Below are 15,117 nucleotides of genomic sequence, written 5' to 3'. Positions count from 1 at the left end.
CTAAATCAATTTCTCGTCGGGAGTGGTGATCTTCTTCAAAGGCAGGCTGCGGGTGCTGGGTATCAACAGCGGCACCTCGGTCTGGCCGCCGTTCCACATCGGGTCTTCAATGCTGTCGAACACCTCACGCAGCTTTTGGCCCCAGTTGTTGTGGAGCATCTTGAAGTAGGGGTTGTTTTCGTCGATGCACACCACTTTGTCGGTCTGGAAGCTATTGGCTTCGTACACCACCATGTCCAGCGGCAGGCCTACCGACAGGTTGGACTTGAGGGTGGAGTCCATGGACACCAATGCGCATTTGGCGGCTTCGTCCAGCGGAGTATTGGGGGTGATCACGCGGTCCAGCACCGGTTTGCCGTATTTGGATTCGCCCACCTGGAAGTAGGGCGTCTCGGGGGTGGCTTCTATGAAGTTGCCGGCCGAGTAGACCTGGAACAGGCGCATGCCTTCGCCCTGAATCTGACCACCGAAGATCAGCGACACGTTGAAGTCCACGCCCGCATTCTTGAGGGCCGCACCGTCGCGTTCCTGCACCTTGCGGATGGCCGAGCCCAGCACGCGGGCAGCGTCGAACATGCTCTTGGCGTTCCAGATGGTGATGCCTTCGTCGTCCTCGTGGTCCTTGAGCTTTTCGATCTGCAAGATCTCGCGGACTGATTGGGAGATGCTGAGGTTGCCGGCCGAGAGCAGGACCATAAAGCGGTCATTGGGCTTCTCGTACACGATCATTTTGCGGAAGGTGCTGATCTGGTCGAGCCCGGCGTTGGTGCGGGAGTCGGAGAGGAACACCAGGCCGGCGTTGAGTTTTATGGCGACGCAGTAGGTCATTTTTCTTGTGGTTTGGGGCAAAACCTAGAGTGTATCGGGGTGGGGCGGGTGGACTTTGCGGGGCAGTCCTTGCCGGGCGGGGAGGCGGTGTGCGGGCCGGGGGCTCATGAACCTTCGGTTTTTGAAATCGCCCCCATCCCGCACACCACCTCCCCGCCCTACCGGAGCGAAAGAGCTAAGCCTTGCTAGCCAATGCTTTCAATTGATAAAGCGCGTCCATCGCTTCTCTGGGGCTCATCGCATCAGGGTTAATCGCTGAGAGCGCCGTCTCTACGGCGCTGGCAGCTACTATTTCTGTAGCAGGGGGCGCAGCGAACAGGTCCACCTGGGCTTGCGATTCACTGGCTTGGGCTTCCAGCGCGTCCAGGGTGTGGCGGGCGTGGTTCAGCACGGCGGCGGGCATGCCGGCCAGGCGCGCCACTTGCACACCGTAGCTTTTGCTGGCCGGGCCGGGTTCGATGGCGTGCAGGAACACGATGTCGCGGCCCGCTTCGGCGGCGCTCACGTGCACGTTCAGCGCCGCATGGTGAGTGGCAGGGAACTCGGTGAGCTCGAAATAGTGGGTGGCAAACAGGGTGAAGGCCTGCGTTTTGTCGTGCAGCTGCGTGGCAATCGCGCTGGCCAGTGCCAGTCCGTCGAAGGTGCTCGTTCCCCGGCCGATTTCATCCATGAGCACCAGGCTGTGCGGCGTGGCGCTGTGCAAAATTTGCGCAGCCTCGGTCATTTCCAGCATGAAGGTGGACTGGGCGTTGGCCAAGTCGTCCGCTGCGCCTATGCGGGTGTGTATGGCGTCAATTGGCCCCAGCCGGCAAGCCTGCGCGGGCACGTAGCTGCCGATGCTGGCCAGCAGCACGATCAGCGCGACCTGGCGCATGTAGGTCGATTTACCGCCCATGTTGGGCCCGGTGATGACTTGCATGCGCTGCTTGACACCGAGGCGCGTGTCATTCGCGATGAAGTTACCGCTGCTGAGTTCTGCCAAGCGCGCTTGCACCACGGGGTGCCGGCCTTGGGTGATGTCGATGCAGGGCTCGGTCACAAACTGCGGGGCATTCCAGTCCAGTGTGAGCGAGCGTTCGGTCAAGGCGCACAGGGTGTCCAGCGCGGCGAGCGACTGGGCTACGGCGGTGAGGTCGGGAATGTGTGCTTGTAACTGGTCCAGCACCTGCTCGAACAACCATTTCTCGCGGGCCAGGGCCCGCTCTTGGGCGCTCAGGGCTTTGTCTTCAAAGGCTTTGAGCTCAGGGGTGATGAAGCGCTCTGCATTCTTCAGGGTCTGGCGGCGGCGGTAGTCCTCGGGCACTTTGTCCACCTGGCCGGTGGTGACTTCGATGTAGAAGCCGTGCACCTTGTTGAACTGCACCCGCAGGTTCGCAATGCCGGTGCGGGCTTTTTCGCGGACTTCAAGGTCCAGCAAAAAGGCATCGCAGTTGGTCTGGATGGCGCGCAACTCGTCCAGCTCGGCGTCAAAGCCGTTGGCGATCACGCCACCGTCGCGCACCAGTGCAGCAGGTTCGGGCGCGATGGCGCGACCCAGCAGGGTAATGGCCTCGGCCGGTGGCTGAAGATGGCTGCAAATATGAGCCAAATAGCCCTCTGGCGCCCGCAGATTGTGCGCGAGCAGCTCTGTTTTTTGTAGCGTTTGCACCAGCGCAACCAGCTCGCGCGGGCGCACCTGGCGCAGGGCGATGCGGGCGGTGATGCGTTCCACGTCCGCACAGCCCTTGAGCTGGCCGCGCAGGGTTTGCCAGATATTGTTCCGCAGGGTAGCAATCGCCAGCAGGCGGTGCTGTGCCTCGGTGCGTTCGCGCAGGGGCTCCAGCAGCCAGCGTTTGAGCAAGCGGCTGCCCATGCCTGTCATACAGGTGTCGAGCAGACTGAAGAGGGTAGGGCTGTCCTCGCCGCGCAGGGTCTGCACCAGCTCCAGGTTGCGGCGGGTGGTGGCGGGCAAGTCTATGAGTGCATCGTTGCGCTGCACCTGCACGCTGTGGATGTGTGTGAGAGCTCGGCCCTGGGTGTGTTCAGCGTATCCAATCAAGGCGCCGGCAGCCGCGTGGGCCAGGGCCAGCTCTTGCGCGTTCCAGCTGGTGAGGCTGGCGGCTTGCAGTGCGTCCAGCAGTTTGCGCTGGCCCAGGGCGCTGTCGAACTGCCATTCGGGGCGGGCGGTCAGGTACACAGCGGTGCCGTGGCGCAGGCGCTTGAGGCGGTCTTCAAAGCTGGTGGTGCAGCCAGCGCTGTAGGTCAGCTCGCTGGGGGCGATGCGGCTCACCCAGTCGGGCACTTCGTCAGGCGTGCATTCGGCCAGAAAGACGACGCCCTGGGTGACGGACAGCCAGGCCAGGCCGCAGCGGTTGCGCGGGCCTTGGTGCACGGCCATCAGCATGGACTCGGTTTTTTCGGACAGCAGTTCGGCGTCTGTCAGCGTGCCGGGGGTGACGACCCGCACCACTTTGCGCTCCACCGGGCCTTTGGTGGCGCCCACTTCGCCGGTTTGCTCGCAGATGGCCACCGACTCGCCGTGGCGTATCAATTTGGCCAGGTACCCTTCCATCGAGTGGAATGGCACACCTGCCATGACCACCGGTTGACCGGCGGACTGGCCACGGGTGGTGACCGTAATGTCCAGAATGCGGGCGGCCTTTTCGGCATCGGCGTAAAACATCTCGTAGAAGTCGCCCATGCGATAGAACAGCAGCGTGTCGGGGTAGGCTGCTTTGAGCCCCAGATACTGCTGCATCATGGGGGTGTGCTGGTCGAGCGGAGCGGTTGCGAGGGGAGATGTCACGGCGAGGGAAATCGGGTATTCGTGGAGCGGCCCATCTATGGCGCAGGCCTGCTACAGGCCCTATCATAAGGAGTCACACCTTATGGCCCATTCCCCTGTGCAACTTCCCCCGGTCTCCCGACCCGACGAGTCCGCTGCCCTTGAGGCCGTGGCCAGCGCAGCGCCTGTGGGCCTGGGGTTGTCGGTGTTCCAGTCCATCTTTGAAAGCAGCCCCGAAGCGATCGCTTTGACGCGAGTGCGCGACGGGGTGCTCGTCCAGGTCAACAGCGAATGGCTGTTCATGACGGGCTATACGCGTGACGAAGCCTTGGGCCGCAGTGCGGTGGAGCTGGGCCATTGGCTGGACCCGCAGGAGCGGGACCGGGTATTCGGCGGTATGAAGGTGGGCAGCCGTGTTGTGGATACCGATGTGACGCTGGTGATGAAAGACCGCATTCCCCGCGTGGTGCGACTGAATGCCGCCATGCTGGAGGAGTCCGGCGAGCTCTATTTGCTGATTTACCTGCGTGATGTCACCGCCGAGCAAATGGCCCGTGATGCCTTGAAAGCCGGTGAGCAGGCCTTGGAGCATGCCAACGAAACCATGAACCGCCAAGTCAAGCTGCATGAGCTGACTGAATCGGTGGCCAAGGTGGGGCACTGGGTGTCATATCCGGACGATGACCGGGTTCAACTCTCCCGCGGCTTGGCGCTAATGGCGGGTCTGGGCGATGTACCTTTGGCCACCAACCAGTCTCTGTGGGGTTCCGTGCATCCAGAAGACTTGCCCCGCTTGAAGGAGGCGCGAATCAGGATGGATGGCAGCGTTGTCGAATTCCGGTGGCTCTCCAAGGAAGGCCGCACTCTGTGGGCGCGCTCCCGCATGCACCGGCAGATGGCGGAGGGCCGCGTGCTGGCAGACTTTGGTGTGGTCCAGGAATTCACCGAGGAGCGGGACGCTCGTGATGCCTTGCAAACCCAACTCGATTTCATCCACAAAATTACCAGTCGTGCGCCGGGCATGGTGTACGAATTCCAGATGTGGCCGGATGGCCAATTCAAGTTTCCTTTTGTGAGTGCGGGCGTCGCGCAGCTTTTCGGGGTGTCGATGGAGCAGGCGCGTGAAGATGCCAACGCCTTGATGCGGCGCATTCACCGCGAAGATGTCCCTCGCATCATTAAAACCAGCCTCGCCAGCCGCGACACCCTGCAACCTTGGAACTGCGAATTCCGCACGCGTGATGCCGGCGCCGACATGCGTTGGCTGCTGGGCACCTCGGTGCCGGAGATCAAGCCGGATGGATCGGTGCTGTTCACCGGTTCCATTACCGACATCACTCCGCAAAAGAAGGCCTTGGCCCAGTTGCAGGAAAGCGAGGAGCGTTTCCGCAGCCTGTCCAGCCTGTCCTCAGACTGGTACTGGGAACAGGACGCAGAGTTTCGCTTTGTGCGTATCGATGGCAATGGTATCAACGCAGACCGGTTGGCACCGCAAGGGGCACTGGGCCGTACCCGGTGGGACTCTGGCGGGCGCGGTGTTACACCGGCCCAGTGGAAGGCCCACCAGGACCTGCTGGAGGCGCATCAGACTTTCCAGGACTTTGAAATGCAGCGCGTCCTGTCTGACGGCAGTTTCATGTGGGTGTCCATCAGCGGGGCGCCCATTTTTGATGCCCAAGGCAATTTCTGCGGCTATCGCGGAACCGGGCGCGATATTTCCGCCCGCAAAGCCGCAGAGGCCGAGATTGAACGCCTGGCATTCTTCGATGCGTTGACCGGCCTGCCGAACCGCCGCATGTTGATTGACCGTTTGAAGCATGCGCTGGATTCGAGCACCCGTAATCGCCAACACGGAGCGCTGCTGTTCATTGATCTGGATAACTTCAAGGTCCTCAATGACACCTTGGGTCACCACATGGGGGATTTGCTGCTGCAGCAAGTGGCGCAGCGATTGCAAGACTGCGTGCGCAGCGCCGATACGGTCGCGCGGCTGGGCGGCGATGAGTTCGTGGTGATGTTGGAAGAGCTGGATGCAGACCCGTTGTTGGCCGCGACCCAGGCAGAGTTGGTGGCCAAAAAAGTGTTGGGTTCCCTCAATAAGCAATTTGCTTTGGGCAACCACAACATGCACAGCTCGCCGAGCATAGGTGTGACGCTGTTTTTCCAACACAACGACAGCATTGAGGAGCTGCTCAAACGCGCTGATCTGGCCATGTACCAGGCCAAAGGGGCAGGGCGGAATACCTTGCGCTTTTTCGATCCTGACATGCAGGCAGCGGCCTCAGAGCGCGCCGACATGGAAGCCGACCTACGCCGTGCGCTGCAGGAAGAGCAGTTCACGCTCTATTACCAGCCGGTCGTGGACCAAGCTGGCACGGTGACGGGGGTGGAGGCGCTGCTGCGCTGGCTGCATCCGGTCAGGGGCATGGTGTCTCCGGCAGTGTTCATCCCGGTGGCCGAGCAGACCGGGCTCATTCTTCCGCTGGGCCAATGGGTGCTGGAGGCGGCGTGTGCGCAGTTGGTTGCCTGGAACGACGACTCGCAGACCCAAAAGCTCAGTATTGCCGTCAATGTGAGCGCCCGCCAGTTCCGGCATCCTGATTTTTCTACCCATATTCTGGATTTGTTGCGCACCAGTGGCGCCAACCCCTATCGCCTGAAGTTGGAACTTACCGAGAGCCTGCTCCTCACCGATTTTGAAGAGGCTGTGATCAAGATGGGAGAGCTGCGCTCCATCGGCGTGAGTTTCTCCTTGGACGACTTCGGTACCGGGTATTCGTCCCTTGCCTATCTCAAGCGATTGCCCTTGGACCAGCTCAAGATCGATCAGTCATTTGTGCGCGATGTGCTGACAGACCCCAACGACGCCGCCATCGCCCGGACGATTTTGAACCTGGCCAAGAGCCTGGACCTCGGGGTGGTGGCGGAAGGTGTCGAAACAGCCGGTCAGCGGGATTTCTTGTTGCGAGAGGGGTGCAGGGCCTTCCAGGGGTATTTCTTCGGGCGCCCGGTGCCGGTCGAGCAGTTGCATTTGACGGGGCCGGCATGACCAGCAAATCAACACCCCCTGAGCTGCCGGGTATTGACGCTTTGCAGGCGGAACTGCGCTCTCTGGAGTTGGTGAGCCGCCGCCAGTACGACATGCTGGAAGCGCTCTTTGCCCAAAGTCCGGCCGCTATCTCGGTGCAGCGCCTGGATGACGGGGCCATCATCGACGTGAATGCACGCTGGCAGCAACTCACCGGCTACACATGGGAAGAGGCCACCCGCAGTACCTCAGTGTCCCTGGGTTTCTGGCCCGATATTGAGGCACGCAACGCTGCTTTGCGTGAGATGCAAGCCAATCCCATGGCCGGCGGCGTTGAGATCAGTTTCCTCACGCGCAATGGCGAGGAGCTCTTGCTGGAATGGCGCGGCTCCATCATGCACATTGCCGGAGAGCCCCACGTGCTGGTGTATCTCTCAGACATCACCGCCCAGCGTATTGCGCAGGAAGCAGTGGCCGAGAGCGAGCAGGCCCTGCAGGATGCGAACGACGAATTGCGCGGGCAGCTGGAACTGTTTGAGGAAACAGAGAGCTTGGCGCAGGCGGGACATTGGATTGTCCCGCAAGGCCAAACCGTTCCGCGATGGTCACGTGGCCTGTTCCGTCTGACCCAGACGCCTTGGACCGAAAAGCTCACTCTGGATAAATCCCGTGTAGGCATTCACCCGGAGGACAAGGAAGTCTATCTCGCCGCCAGGGAAGCCATGGACGGCCGATTGCTGGAGTTCCGGTGGATTCGTCGGGATGGCGACGTGCGCTGGGTGCGCAGTCGCATGCACCGCTACCACCGCCAGGACGACAGCTATGTGGATTTCGGGGTGGTGCAGGATTTCACGGAGGAAGCAGAGGCCAAGTTGGTACCGCAGCGCCGGCTCGACGTGATCCAGCGACTGACCAGCCGCTTGCCTGAAATGGTGTTCCAGTTTGAGATGTTCAGCCGGGACAGCGGGCGGTTTTTGTTTGTGAGCGACGCCTGTACCGCCATATTCGGAGTGACGCCGGAAGAGGCCCGTGCAGCACCGGAAAACGTGTTCAGGCTGATCCATCCGGATGACATCGTGCAGACCCTCAAATCCATGAATGCAGCGGCAGTGGATGGCATGACGTGGGCGCAGGAGTTCCGCATCATCGGCAAAGACGGGCACGTCCGGACTTTGTTCGGCAAAGCCATCACGTACCGGGAGACTGACGGCAAGTACAACGCCTACGGATCGGTGACCGACATCACCGAACACAAAGCGTCTCTGGCCATTCTGCAGGAGAGCGAAGCCCGTTTCCGGGCGTTGACAGAGCTATCTTCCGACTGGTACTGGGAGCAAGACGCCGAATACCGGTTCACCCGGTTTCATGGCGCGATCCAGGCCGGGCGTAACAAGACGGGTCAACACAGCATTGGCAAAACCCGATGGGAAAACGGCGCACTGAACATGACCGAGGCTGCATGGGCGGCGCACAGAGCGGTACTCGACGCGCGCCAGGAATTCCGTGAGCTGGAGCTGCGGGACAAAGACGAAGAGGGGCGCGTGTTCTGGATATCCACCAGTGGCGCGCCCATTTTCGACTCCCACGGCGTGTTCAAGGGCTATCGCGGCATCGGCCGAAACATTACCGAGCGCAAAGAGGCGGAAGAAAAAATCGAACGTCTGGCCTTCTATGACGTGCTGACTGATTTGCCTAACCGCCGCTTGCTCATGGACCATCTGCAATATGCAGTCGCGACTTGTGCACGGGGCCGCTTGCATGGTGCGCTTTTGTTCATTGATCTGGACAACTTCAAGGATCTGAATGACACACGGGGCCACGATGTGGGTGACGGGCTGTTGCGCGTCGTGGCGCAGAGGCTGAAGGCCTGTGTCCGGGAATCAGACACGGTCGCCCGTTTCGGAGGTGACGAGTTTGTGGTTCTTTTGCAGGATCTCGACGGTACCTTGGCTGATGCCGGCGTTCAGGCCGAATTGGTCGCCAGAAAAATATTGCAACAGCTCAACATCCCTTACGAACTGCCCGGTGGCTCGCACCACAGCACGCCCAGCATCGGCGTGGTGTTGATTCATGGCTTGCGGCAGTCAGTGGACGAATTGCTGAAACAGGCTGACTTGGCCATGTATGAAGCCAAATCTGCAGGCCGCAATACGCTGCGCTTCTTTGACCCCGCCATGCAGTCCATGGTGGCGGAGCGGACCGAGCTCGAGTCTGATCTCCGCGCGGGACTGCAGCGTGGCGAACTGATGTTGTATTACCAGCCGGTGGTCGATGCGGATCGTCGGGTGGTAGGCGCGGAAGCCCTGCTGCGCTGGCAGCATCCGGTGCGCGGCATGGTTTCCCCCATGCAATTTGTCCCTTTGGCTGAACAAACCGGCCTCATTATTCCCTTGGGTGAATGGGTGCTGCAAACCGCATGTGCCCAGTTGGCCGCTTGGGCGCGAAGCCCGGATAGTGCTCACCTCACTTTGGCGGTGAATGTCAGTGCCCGCCAGTTCCGCAGCCCCGAGTTTGTGGTTCAAGTACAAAACGCCATTCAACAGAACGGAGCGGACCCGAGGCTTTTGAAGCTCGAGCTCACCGAGAGCCTGTTGTTGACCGACAGCCAGGAAGCCATCATGAAGATGACAGCGCTGCGCAGCCTGGGCGTGCGGTTCGCGTTGGACGACTTCGGTACCGGCTATTCGTCCCTGTCCTACCTGAAGATGCTGCCTTTGCAGCAGCTCAAGATCGACCAGTCTTTTGTTCGGGATGTGCTTACCGACGTGAACGATGCTGCTATTGCCAGCACCGTGCTGGCGCTGGGGCGCAGCCTGGGCTTTGATGTGGTCGCCGAAGGCGTAGAGACGGAAGGGCAGCGCCAGTTTTTGTTAAACCAGGGCTGCGTCTTCTTTCAAGGCTATCTGTTTGGCCGACCGGTCCCGGTGACCGAATTCAGCGTAGGCTGATCAGAAGGGCGCGTCTTCAGCGCCGGCGGCGGGAGCGTCTTCTGTTGTCGTTTCCGGGTTGTCAGCGGCGATGGCGGCTTGGCGCAAAGCGGCCTTCTCGCCGGCAGGTGCGAACTTGCTGTACTTGCCCAACAGGCTGACCAACTGGCCATAGATGCGCGGGTTGCCTGCGAGGCACTCATGCTGCTCGAGGAAGTCAGCCTCGCCCGTGAAGTTGCCCACCAGACCACCGGCTTCGGTGACCAGCAAGGAGCCGGCAGCCACGTCCCAGGGTTGCAAACCGAGCTCGAAGAAACCTTCGGTGTAGCCGGCGGCCACATAGGCCAGGTCCAAAGCTGCAGCGCCGGGGCGGCGCAAGCCGGCGGTACGCTGCATCACGTCGCCCATCATCTGCAGGTACTGGTTGAAGTTGTCACCGGGGCGGAAAGGGAAGCCGGTGGAAATGAGCGACTCTTTGAGCTGCGTGCGCTTGGAAACGCGGATGCGGCGGTCGTTCAGGTAAGCGCCACGGCCTTTGGTGGCCGTAAACAAGTCGTTGCGGGTAGGGTCATACACCACGGCTTGTTCGATCTTGCCGCGAACCGCCAGTGCAATGCTGACGCAATACACAGGCAGGCCGTGGATGAAGTTGGTGGTGCCGTCCAGCGGGTCGATGATCCAGACGTATTCGGAGTCGCGGGCGCCGTATTCGCTGCCCGATTCTTCAGCCAGGATGCCGTGGCCGGGGTAGGCCGTCAGCAGGGTTTCTATGATCGCTTGCTCTGCAGCTTTGTCCACTTCGGTGACAAAGTCGTTGGCCTTCTTCTGGGATACACGAACGGATTCGATGTCCAGCGCGGCACGGTTGATGATGGAACCGGCGGTGCGGGCGGCCTTGATGGCCACGTTGGCCATGGGGTGCAGATTGAGCGTCATAGATTGTGGGGGAAGAACTGGAAGGACCGGCTGGCGATGCAAGCGGCGACAATAGGCATATTTTAACGGTTCGGCCTCGGTTGCGCACCCTATCTTTGTGCGGTCGCAGCAATTCGGCCACTTTCAGTCTGCATGCACACCCGATTTATCCTTATCAACACCAGCCACGCGGGCAATGTGGGCGCTGCCGCCCGTGCCATGAAAACCATGGGTTTTGACGACCTGGTGCTGGTCGCACCCCGTTGGCCCAATGTGCTACGCCGCGAAGAAACCATTCAGCGCGCCAGTGGTGCTTTGGATGTGCTGGACAAATGCCGCATTGTCGAAACGCTGGACGAGGCACTGGATGGCATCACCCATTTGTGCGCCACGGCCATGACCCCGCGCGACTTCGGTCCCCCCACCACCACGCCGCGTGAGCATTTTGAAGTGCTATCAAAACAGGAGCTGCTTGCGCATACGCCATCAGCGCCAGGTACCGATTTGATGCCTGAATCTTCCCCGAAGGGGCAGCAGGGCATCGGCTTTTTGTTCGGTTCCGAGCGCTTCGGTATGCGCAATGAAGACGTGTATCGTTGCCATGTCTGCCTGTCCATTCCCAGCAATCCGAGCTTCGGTTCGCTCAATATCGGGGCGGCCCTGCAAGTCATTGCGTACGAGTGGCGTCTGGCCCTCGGCGGCTTTGGGGTGCAGGCGGCCGTTACACCTTCGCATCTGGCTGATGCAGCGCAGGTGACCGGCATGTTGACCCATCTCGAGCAATCGCTGGTGCATCTGGGTTTCTTGGACCCCGCGTCCCCCAAGAAGCTGATGCCGCGGCTCAATGCATTGTTCAACCGGGCGCAGGTGACACAGGAGGAAATCCACATCTTGCGGGGTATTGCCAAAGCCATCCTGCAGCAGGGCCCTCAATCGCCTGTCCGTAGTGCGGATTTGGTGGCGATAGACGGCAAGCCGACCTTGAAGGGATAGACTGACACCATGTTTGCTCGCATCCGCTCCGACATCCAGTGCATTCTTGACCGCGACCCTGCTGCCCGCAGTACCTGGGAGGTCATTACCTGTTACCCCGGCTTGCATGCCGTGGTGTTGCACCGTCCTGCGCACTGGTTCTGGAACCACGGCCTGAAATGGCTGGGACGCTTTACCTCTCACATTGCCCGTTTTCTCACGGGGATTGAGATTCACCCAGGCGCCAAGCTCGGTGAACGCGTGTTTTTTGACCATGCCATGGGCACCGTGGTGGGAGAAACTGCCGAAATCGGCGATGGCTGCACGATTTACCAAGGCGTGACCCTAGGTGGCACCAGTCTGTACAAGGGCGCCAAGCGCCATCCCACACTCGGCAGAGACGTGGTCGTCAGCGCGGGAGCCAAAGTATTGGGCGGGTTTGAGGTGGGCGATGGCGCCAAGATCGGCAGCAATGCCGTCGTGATCAAACCCGTGCCGGCCGGTGCCACGGCGGTGGGCATACCGGCACGCATCATCCCCAGCAAAGAGGGTATGAGCGCGGATGTAACCACGCAAGATCGCAAGTTCACCGCCTATGGCATCACCCAGGACGACGATCCGGTAAGTCAAGCTTTGCGCGGCTTGGTAGATAGCGCTTCCGGTCAGGACCACCAGATTGCCATGCTTTGGAAGGCCGTGGAGCAACTTTCAGCCCGTTTGGCAGACAGCGATTGCGTGCCCAAAGACGCCGCGCGCAAAGAGTGCTTTGAGGCCGCGAAAATTAATGAGCTGATTGGGAAGTAGGGCTCACCCCCGAGCGGCTTTGCCGCTTCTCCCTTGCAGGGGGTAACACCTGCAGGCTGGCGGAGCCGATTCTGCGGTATTTTTGGGTCAAGGCACGCGCACCGGGAAGGTGACGCTTTTCGAAACGAAGATCTTCCTCAGTTCCGTGGAGGGCGAATAGCACTTTTGGGGCGGAAGGCCTTGCAGACGCCGTCTACGGTGTCGATGTAGGGGCCACCGATCAGGTCTACGCAGTAAGGCACTGCGGCAAAGATACCGGGTACAACTTGCTTGCCCTCGGCATCCTTCACACCTTCCAGCGTTTCTGCAATGGCTTTGGGTTGGCCGGGCAGGTTGATGATGAGGGTCTGGTCGCGGATGACGGCGACCTGACGCGACAGAATCGCTGTGGGCACAAAGTTCAGGCTGATAGCGCGCATCTGCTCGCCGAATCCCGGCATTTCCTTGTGTGCCACAGCCAGCGTGGCCTCAGGCGTCACGTCGCGCAGGGCAGGGCCTGTGCCACCGGTAGTGAGCACCAAGGCACAGCGCGCATCCACCAGCGCAATCAGGGTGTCCTGAATGGTCTGCTGGTCGTCCGCGATCAGGCGGGCCTCAAACACCACGGGGTTTTGCACGGCACGCAGCACCCATTCCTTCAGGGCGGGAATGCCTTTGTCTTCATACACTCCAGCCGATGCGCGGTCGCTGATAGAGACAATACCGATGCGGACTTCATCCAACGCAGCGCTGCTCAATCTTCATCTCCGTCTTCTACGTCGTTGTCTGCCGCCGCGGATTGCGACGCTTCCTGATTCGCAAGCAGCGCTTCTCGCACGAGTTGGAAAATTTCGCGGTACGAGCGGCCATGGCGAACGGCTTCACCCGGCTTTTCTGGCTTGGCATCTTTGCGCGCTTGGCGAACCAACGCGCGCAACTGCTGGCTGTCGGTGTCGGGGCTGATGTTGAGCCACTGGCCCACGGCATCGTCGTCGGCAATCAACCGGTCGCGCCATTGCTCGGCCTGGTGCAGCACCATGGTTTCCTGCACAGAGGGCATATGCTGTTCTTCCAGCGCGGCACGGATCTCGTCCCATTTGGCGGGATCGAGCTTGCGCATCAGCTTGCCGATGAATTGCATCTGGCGGCGTTTGCCCTCGAAATTGGTGATGCGTTTGGCCTCGGCCACGCCATCCACCAGTTTGTCGGGAAGCTCCAACTTGGTCAGAAGTTCTGCGCGCAGCGTCAGCAGGTCTTCACCCAGCTTTTGCAATGCATCGCTTTCTTTTTTGAGATCGGTGCGGGTCGGTTCATCCGTGCCCTTGAGTTCGCGCTTGTACTCCAAGTCGAGTGCGCTGCCTTCGGCAACGAACAAGCCCCGGACGTAATAGCCCTTTTTTAGTTTGCGTGACATAGCCAAGTATCATAGCCGTCGCCATGAAGAAACCCACCTCCGCCCGTCCCCAGTCTTCCCTTGAATCCACCAAACCCGCCGACAGCGGCTTTGCGTACACCCGGGCTTTTTTTGAAACCCGTGTAGACGCTGCCTTGGCTCATGCCAAAAAACTGGGCGCCAGCGATGCAGGCGCCGAAGTGTCCGAAGGCTGTGGCTTGAGCGTTTCGGTGCGCAATGGCGAGCTGGAAAATGTGGAGCGCAACCGCGACAAATCTCTGGGTGTGACCGTCTACATCGGCAACCGCCGTGGCAATGCGAGCACTTCCGACTTTTCGGATGCGGCGATTGAACAAACCGTGCGTGCGGCCTACGACATTGCCCGCTTCACTGCTGAAGACCCTTTCGCCAGCCTGCCGGATGCAGACGACATCGTCCCCGTCGACGAGCGCGAGCGGAATCTGGACCTGTTTTTTCCCTGGGCCGTGACCAGTGAAGAAGCTGCCGTTTTGGCTTTGGAGTGCGAAGCAGCAGCGCTGGGTGTGAGCAAGCGCATCACCAATAGTGAAGGCGCTGCGGTGTCCGCACAGCAATCGCATTTTTTCAGTGCACATACCCGCGGCTTCCGGGGCGGCTACGCCTCTTCACGCCATTCGTTCTCTGTGTCTCCCATTGCCGGCAAGGGCAAGGACATGCAGCGCGATGCGTGGTACAGCTCCATGCGCTCGGCCGATGAGCTGGCGTCCCCACAGGCGGTGGGCCGCTATGCCGCAGAGCGCGCGTTGAGCCGCCTCAAGGCCCGCAAAATCGCCACGGTGGAGTGCCCGGTGTTGTTTGAGTCGCCTTTGGCCGCCGGTTTGTTGGGTGCCTTTGTGCAAGCGGTAAGCGGCGGCGCCCTGTACCGTAAGAGCACTTTCCTGCTGGATTCTTTGGGCAAGCAAGTGCTGCCCAAACACATCGACATTCGGGAAGACCCTTTTGTACTGCGCGGCAAAGGCAGCTCGCCCTTTGACGACGAAGGCGTGCGCGTGCGCCCCCGCAAGGTGGTGGATGCCGGTCGTGTGCAAGGCTATTTCTTGAGCAGCTACTCCGCCCGTAAACTGGGTATGCGCACGACCGGCAATTCCGGTGGTTCGCATAACTTGACCTTTACCTCGCGCCTGACCAAAGCAGGCGACAACCTGGATGCCATGTTGCAAAAGCTGGGCACCGGTCTGTTTGTGACCGAGTTGATGGGCCAGGGCGTGAATTACGTTACTGGTGACTATTCCCGCGGCGCCAGCGGCTTCTGGGTGGAGAATGGCCGCATTGCTTACCCGGTGCATGAAATCACTATCGCTGGCAACATGAAAGACATGCTCAAGGGCATCGAAGCGGTGGGCGCCGATACCTACAACTACGGCGCGAAGACCGTAGGTTCCATTCTGCTCAACCGGATGAAGGTGGCCGGTAGCTAAGGGGGTTTTCATGCGTCGATCGGCATTTGGTGTGGGCGTACTTGCCCTGC

The 15,117-nt window shown here is 60.6% G+C and carries 10 protein-coding genes; 5 read left to right on the top strand and 5 right to left on the bottom strand.

From position 1 onward, the window contains the following. Entirely contained in the window at positions 1–828 is an 828-nt protein-coding gene (locus AEP_RS06110) for a proteasome-type protease (RefSeq protein ID WP_087494564.1), read from the bottom strand. 175 nt (positions 829–1,003) lie between these two features. Continuing rightward, entirely contained in the window at positions 1,004–3,568 is a 2,565-nt protein-coding gene (gene mutS, locus AEP_RS06105) for a DNA mismatch repair protein MutS (RefSeq protein ID WP_087494563.1), read from the bottom strand. Between the two features lie 127 nt (positions 3,569–3,695). On the opposite strand from mutS, the gene AEP_RS06100 reads away from it, so the two are divergent. Continuing rightward, positions 3,696–6,641: a sensor domain-containing protein gene (locus AEP_RS06100; protein ID WP_198301901.1), complete on the top strand. Its 2,946-nt coding sequence runs from the start codon at positions 3,696–3,698 to the stop codon at positions 6,639–6,641. Further along, on the top strand, positions 6,638–9,568 hold the full coding sequence (locus AEP_RS06095; protein WP_087494562.1) for a sensor domain-containing protein: 2,931 nt from the start codon (positions 6,638–6,640) through the stop codon (positions 9,566–9,568). Before AEP_RS06100 ends, AEP_RS06095 begins: the two co-directional genes overlap by 4 nt. Here the strand turns inward: AEP_RS06095 and AEP_RS06090 are convergent, their stop codons facing one another. Next, the gene (locus tag AEP_RS06090; RefSeq protein ID WP_087494561.1) at positions 9,569–10,483 is read right to left on the bottom strand and encodes an inositol monophosphatase family protein; all 915 of its coding nucleotides are present in this window, start codon (positions 10,481–10,483) and stop codon (positions 9,569–9,571) included. A 132-nt stretch (positions 10,484–10,615) separates the two neighbouring features. On the opposite strand from AEP_RS06090, the gene AEP_RS06085 reads away from it, so the two are divergent. Together AEP_RS06085 and cysE are read left to right on the top strand one after the other, a co-directional pair. Continuing rightward, positions 10,616–11,455, top strand: a complete 840-nt coding sequence (locus AEP_RS06085; RefSeq protein ID WP_087494560.1) for an RNA methyltransferase — start codon at positions 10,616–10,618, stop codon at positions 11,453–11,455. Between the two features lie 9 nt (positions 11,456–11,464). Further along, positions 11,465–12,238, top strand: a complete 774-nt coding sequence (gene cysE, locus AEP_RS06080; RefSeq protein WP_087494559.1) for a serine O-acetyltransferase — start codon at positions 11,465–11,467, stop codon at positions 12,236–12,238. Between the two features lie 137 nt (positions 12,239–12,375). Here the strand turns inward: cysE and mog are convergent, their stop codons facing one another. Further along, positions 12,376–12,975, bottom strand: a complete 600-nt coding sequence (gene mog / locus AEP_RS06075; protein WP_087494558.1) for a molybdopterin adenylyltransferase — start codon at positions 12,973–12,975, stop codon at positions 12,376–12,378. Further along, positions 12,972–13,631 (bottom strand): ribosome biogenesis factor YjgA, encoded by a 660-nt coding sequence (yjgA, locus tag AEP_RS06070; protein ID WP_087494557.1) that lies wholly within the window; start codon positions 13,629–13,631, stop codon positions 12,972–12,974. Before yjgA ends, mog begins: the two co-directional genes overlap by 4 nt. A gap of 23 nt (positions 13,632–13,654) precedes the next feature. Here yjgA and pmbA point away from each other — a divergent pair, with 23 nt between their 5' ends. Further along, positions 13,655–15,067, top strand: coding sequence for a metalloprotease PmbA (pmbA, locus tag AEP_RS06065; protein WP_087494556.1), 1,413 nt, complete (start codon positions 13,655–13,657; stop codon positions 15,065–15,067). Positions 15,068–15,117 lie beyond the last annotated feature (50 nt).

The organism is Curvibacter sp. AEP1-3, from assembly GCF_002163715.1.
Taxonomy (GTDB): domain Bacteria; phylum Pseudomonadota; class Gammaproteobacteria; order Burkholderiales; family Burkholderiaceae_C; genus Allorhodoferax.
The sequence above is the reverse complement of the archived record's forward strand: the minus strand, read 5'-3'. Positions and strand labels throughout refer to the sequence as shown.

What these genes read in the sequence shown, in the direction of transcription:
- AEP_RS06110 (WP_087494564.1), bottom strand. Translation starts at nt 828, where the DNA reads ATGACCTACTGCGTCGCCATAAAACTCAACGCCGGCCTGGTGTTCCTC.
- mutS (WP_087494563.1), bottom strand. Translation starts at nt 3,568, where the DNA reads ATGATGCAGCAGTATCTGGGGCTCAAAGCAGCCTACCCCGACACGCTG.
- AEP_RS06100 (WP_198301901.1), top strand. Translation starts at nt 3,696, where the DNA reads ATGGCCCATTCCCCTGTGCAACTTCCCCCGGTCTCCCGACCCGACGAG.
- AEP_RS06095 (WP_087494562.1), top strand. Translation starts at nt 6,638, where the DNA reads ATGACCAGCAAATCAACACCCCCTGAGCTGCCGGGTATTGACGCTTTG.
- AEP_RS06090 (WP_087494561.1), bottom strand. Translation starts at nt 10,483, where the DNA reads ATGACGCTCAATCTGCACCCCATGGCCAACGTGGCCATCAAGGCCGCC.
- AEP_RS06085 (WP_087494560.1), top strand. Translation starts at nt 10,616, where the DNA reads ATGCACACCCGATTTATCCTTATCAACACCAGCCACGCGGGCAATGTG.
- cysE (WP_087494559.1), top strand. Translation starts at nt 11,465, where the DNA reads ATGTTTGCTCGCATCCGCTCCGACATCCAGTGCATTCTTGACCGCGAC.
- yjgA (WP_087494557.1), bottom strand. Translation starts at nt 13,631, where the DNA reads ATGTCACGCAAACTAAAAAAGGGCTATTACGTCCGGGGCTTGTTCGTT.
- pmbA (WP_087494556.1), top strand. Translation starts at nt 13,655, where the DNA reads ATGAAGAAACCCACCTCCGCCCGTCCCCAGTCTTCCCTTGAATCCACC.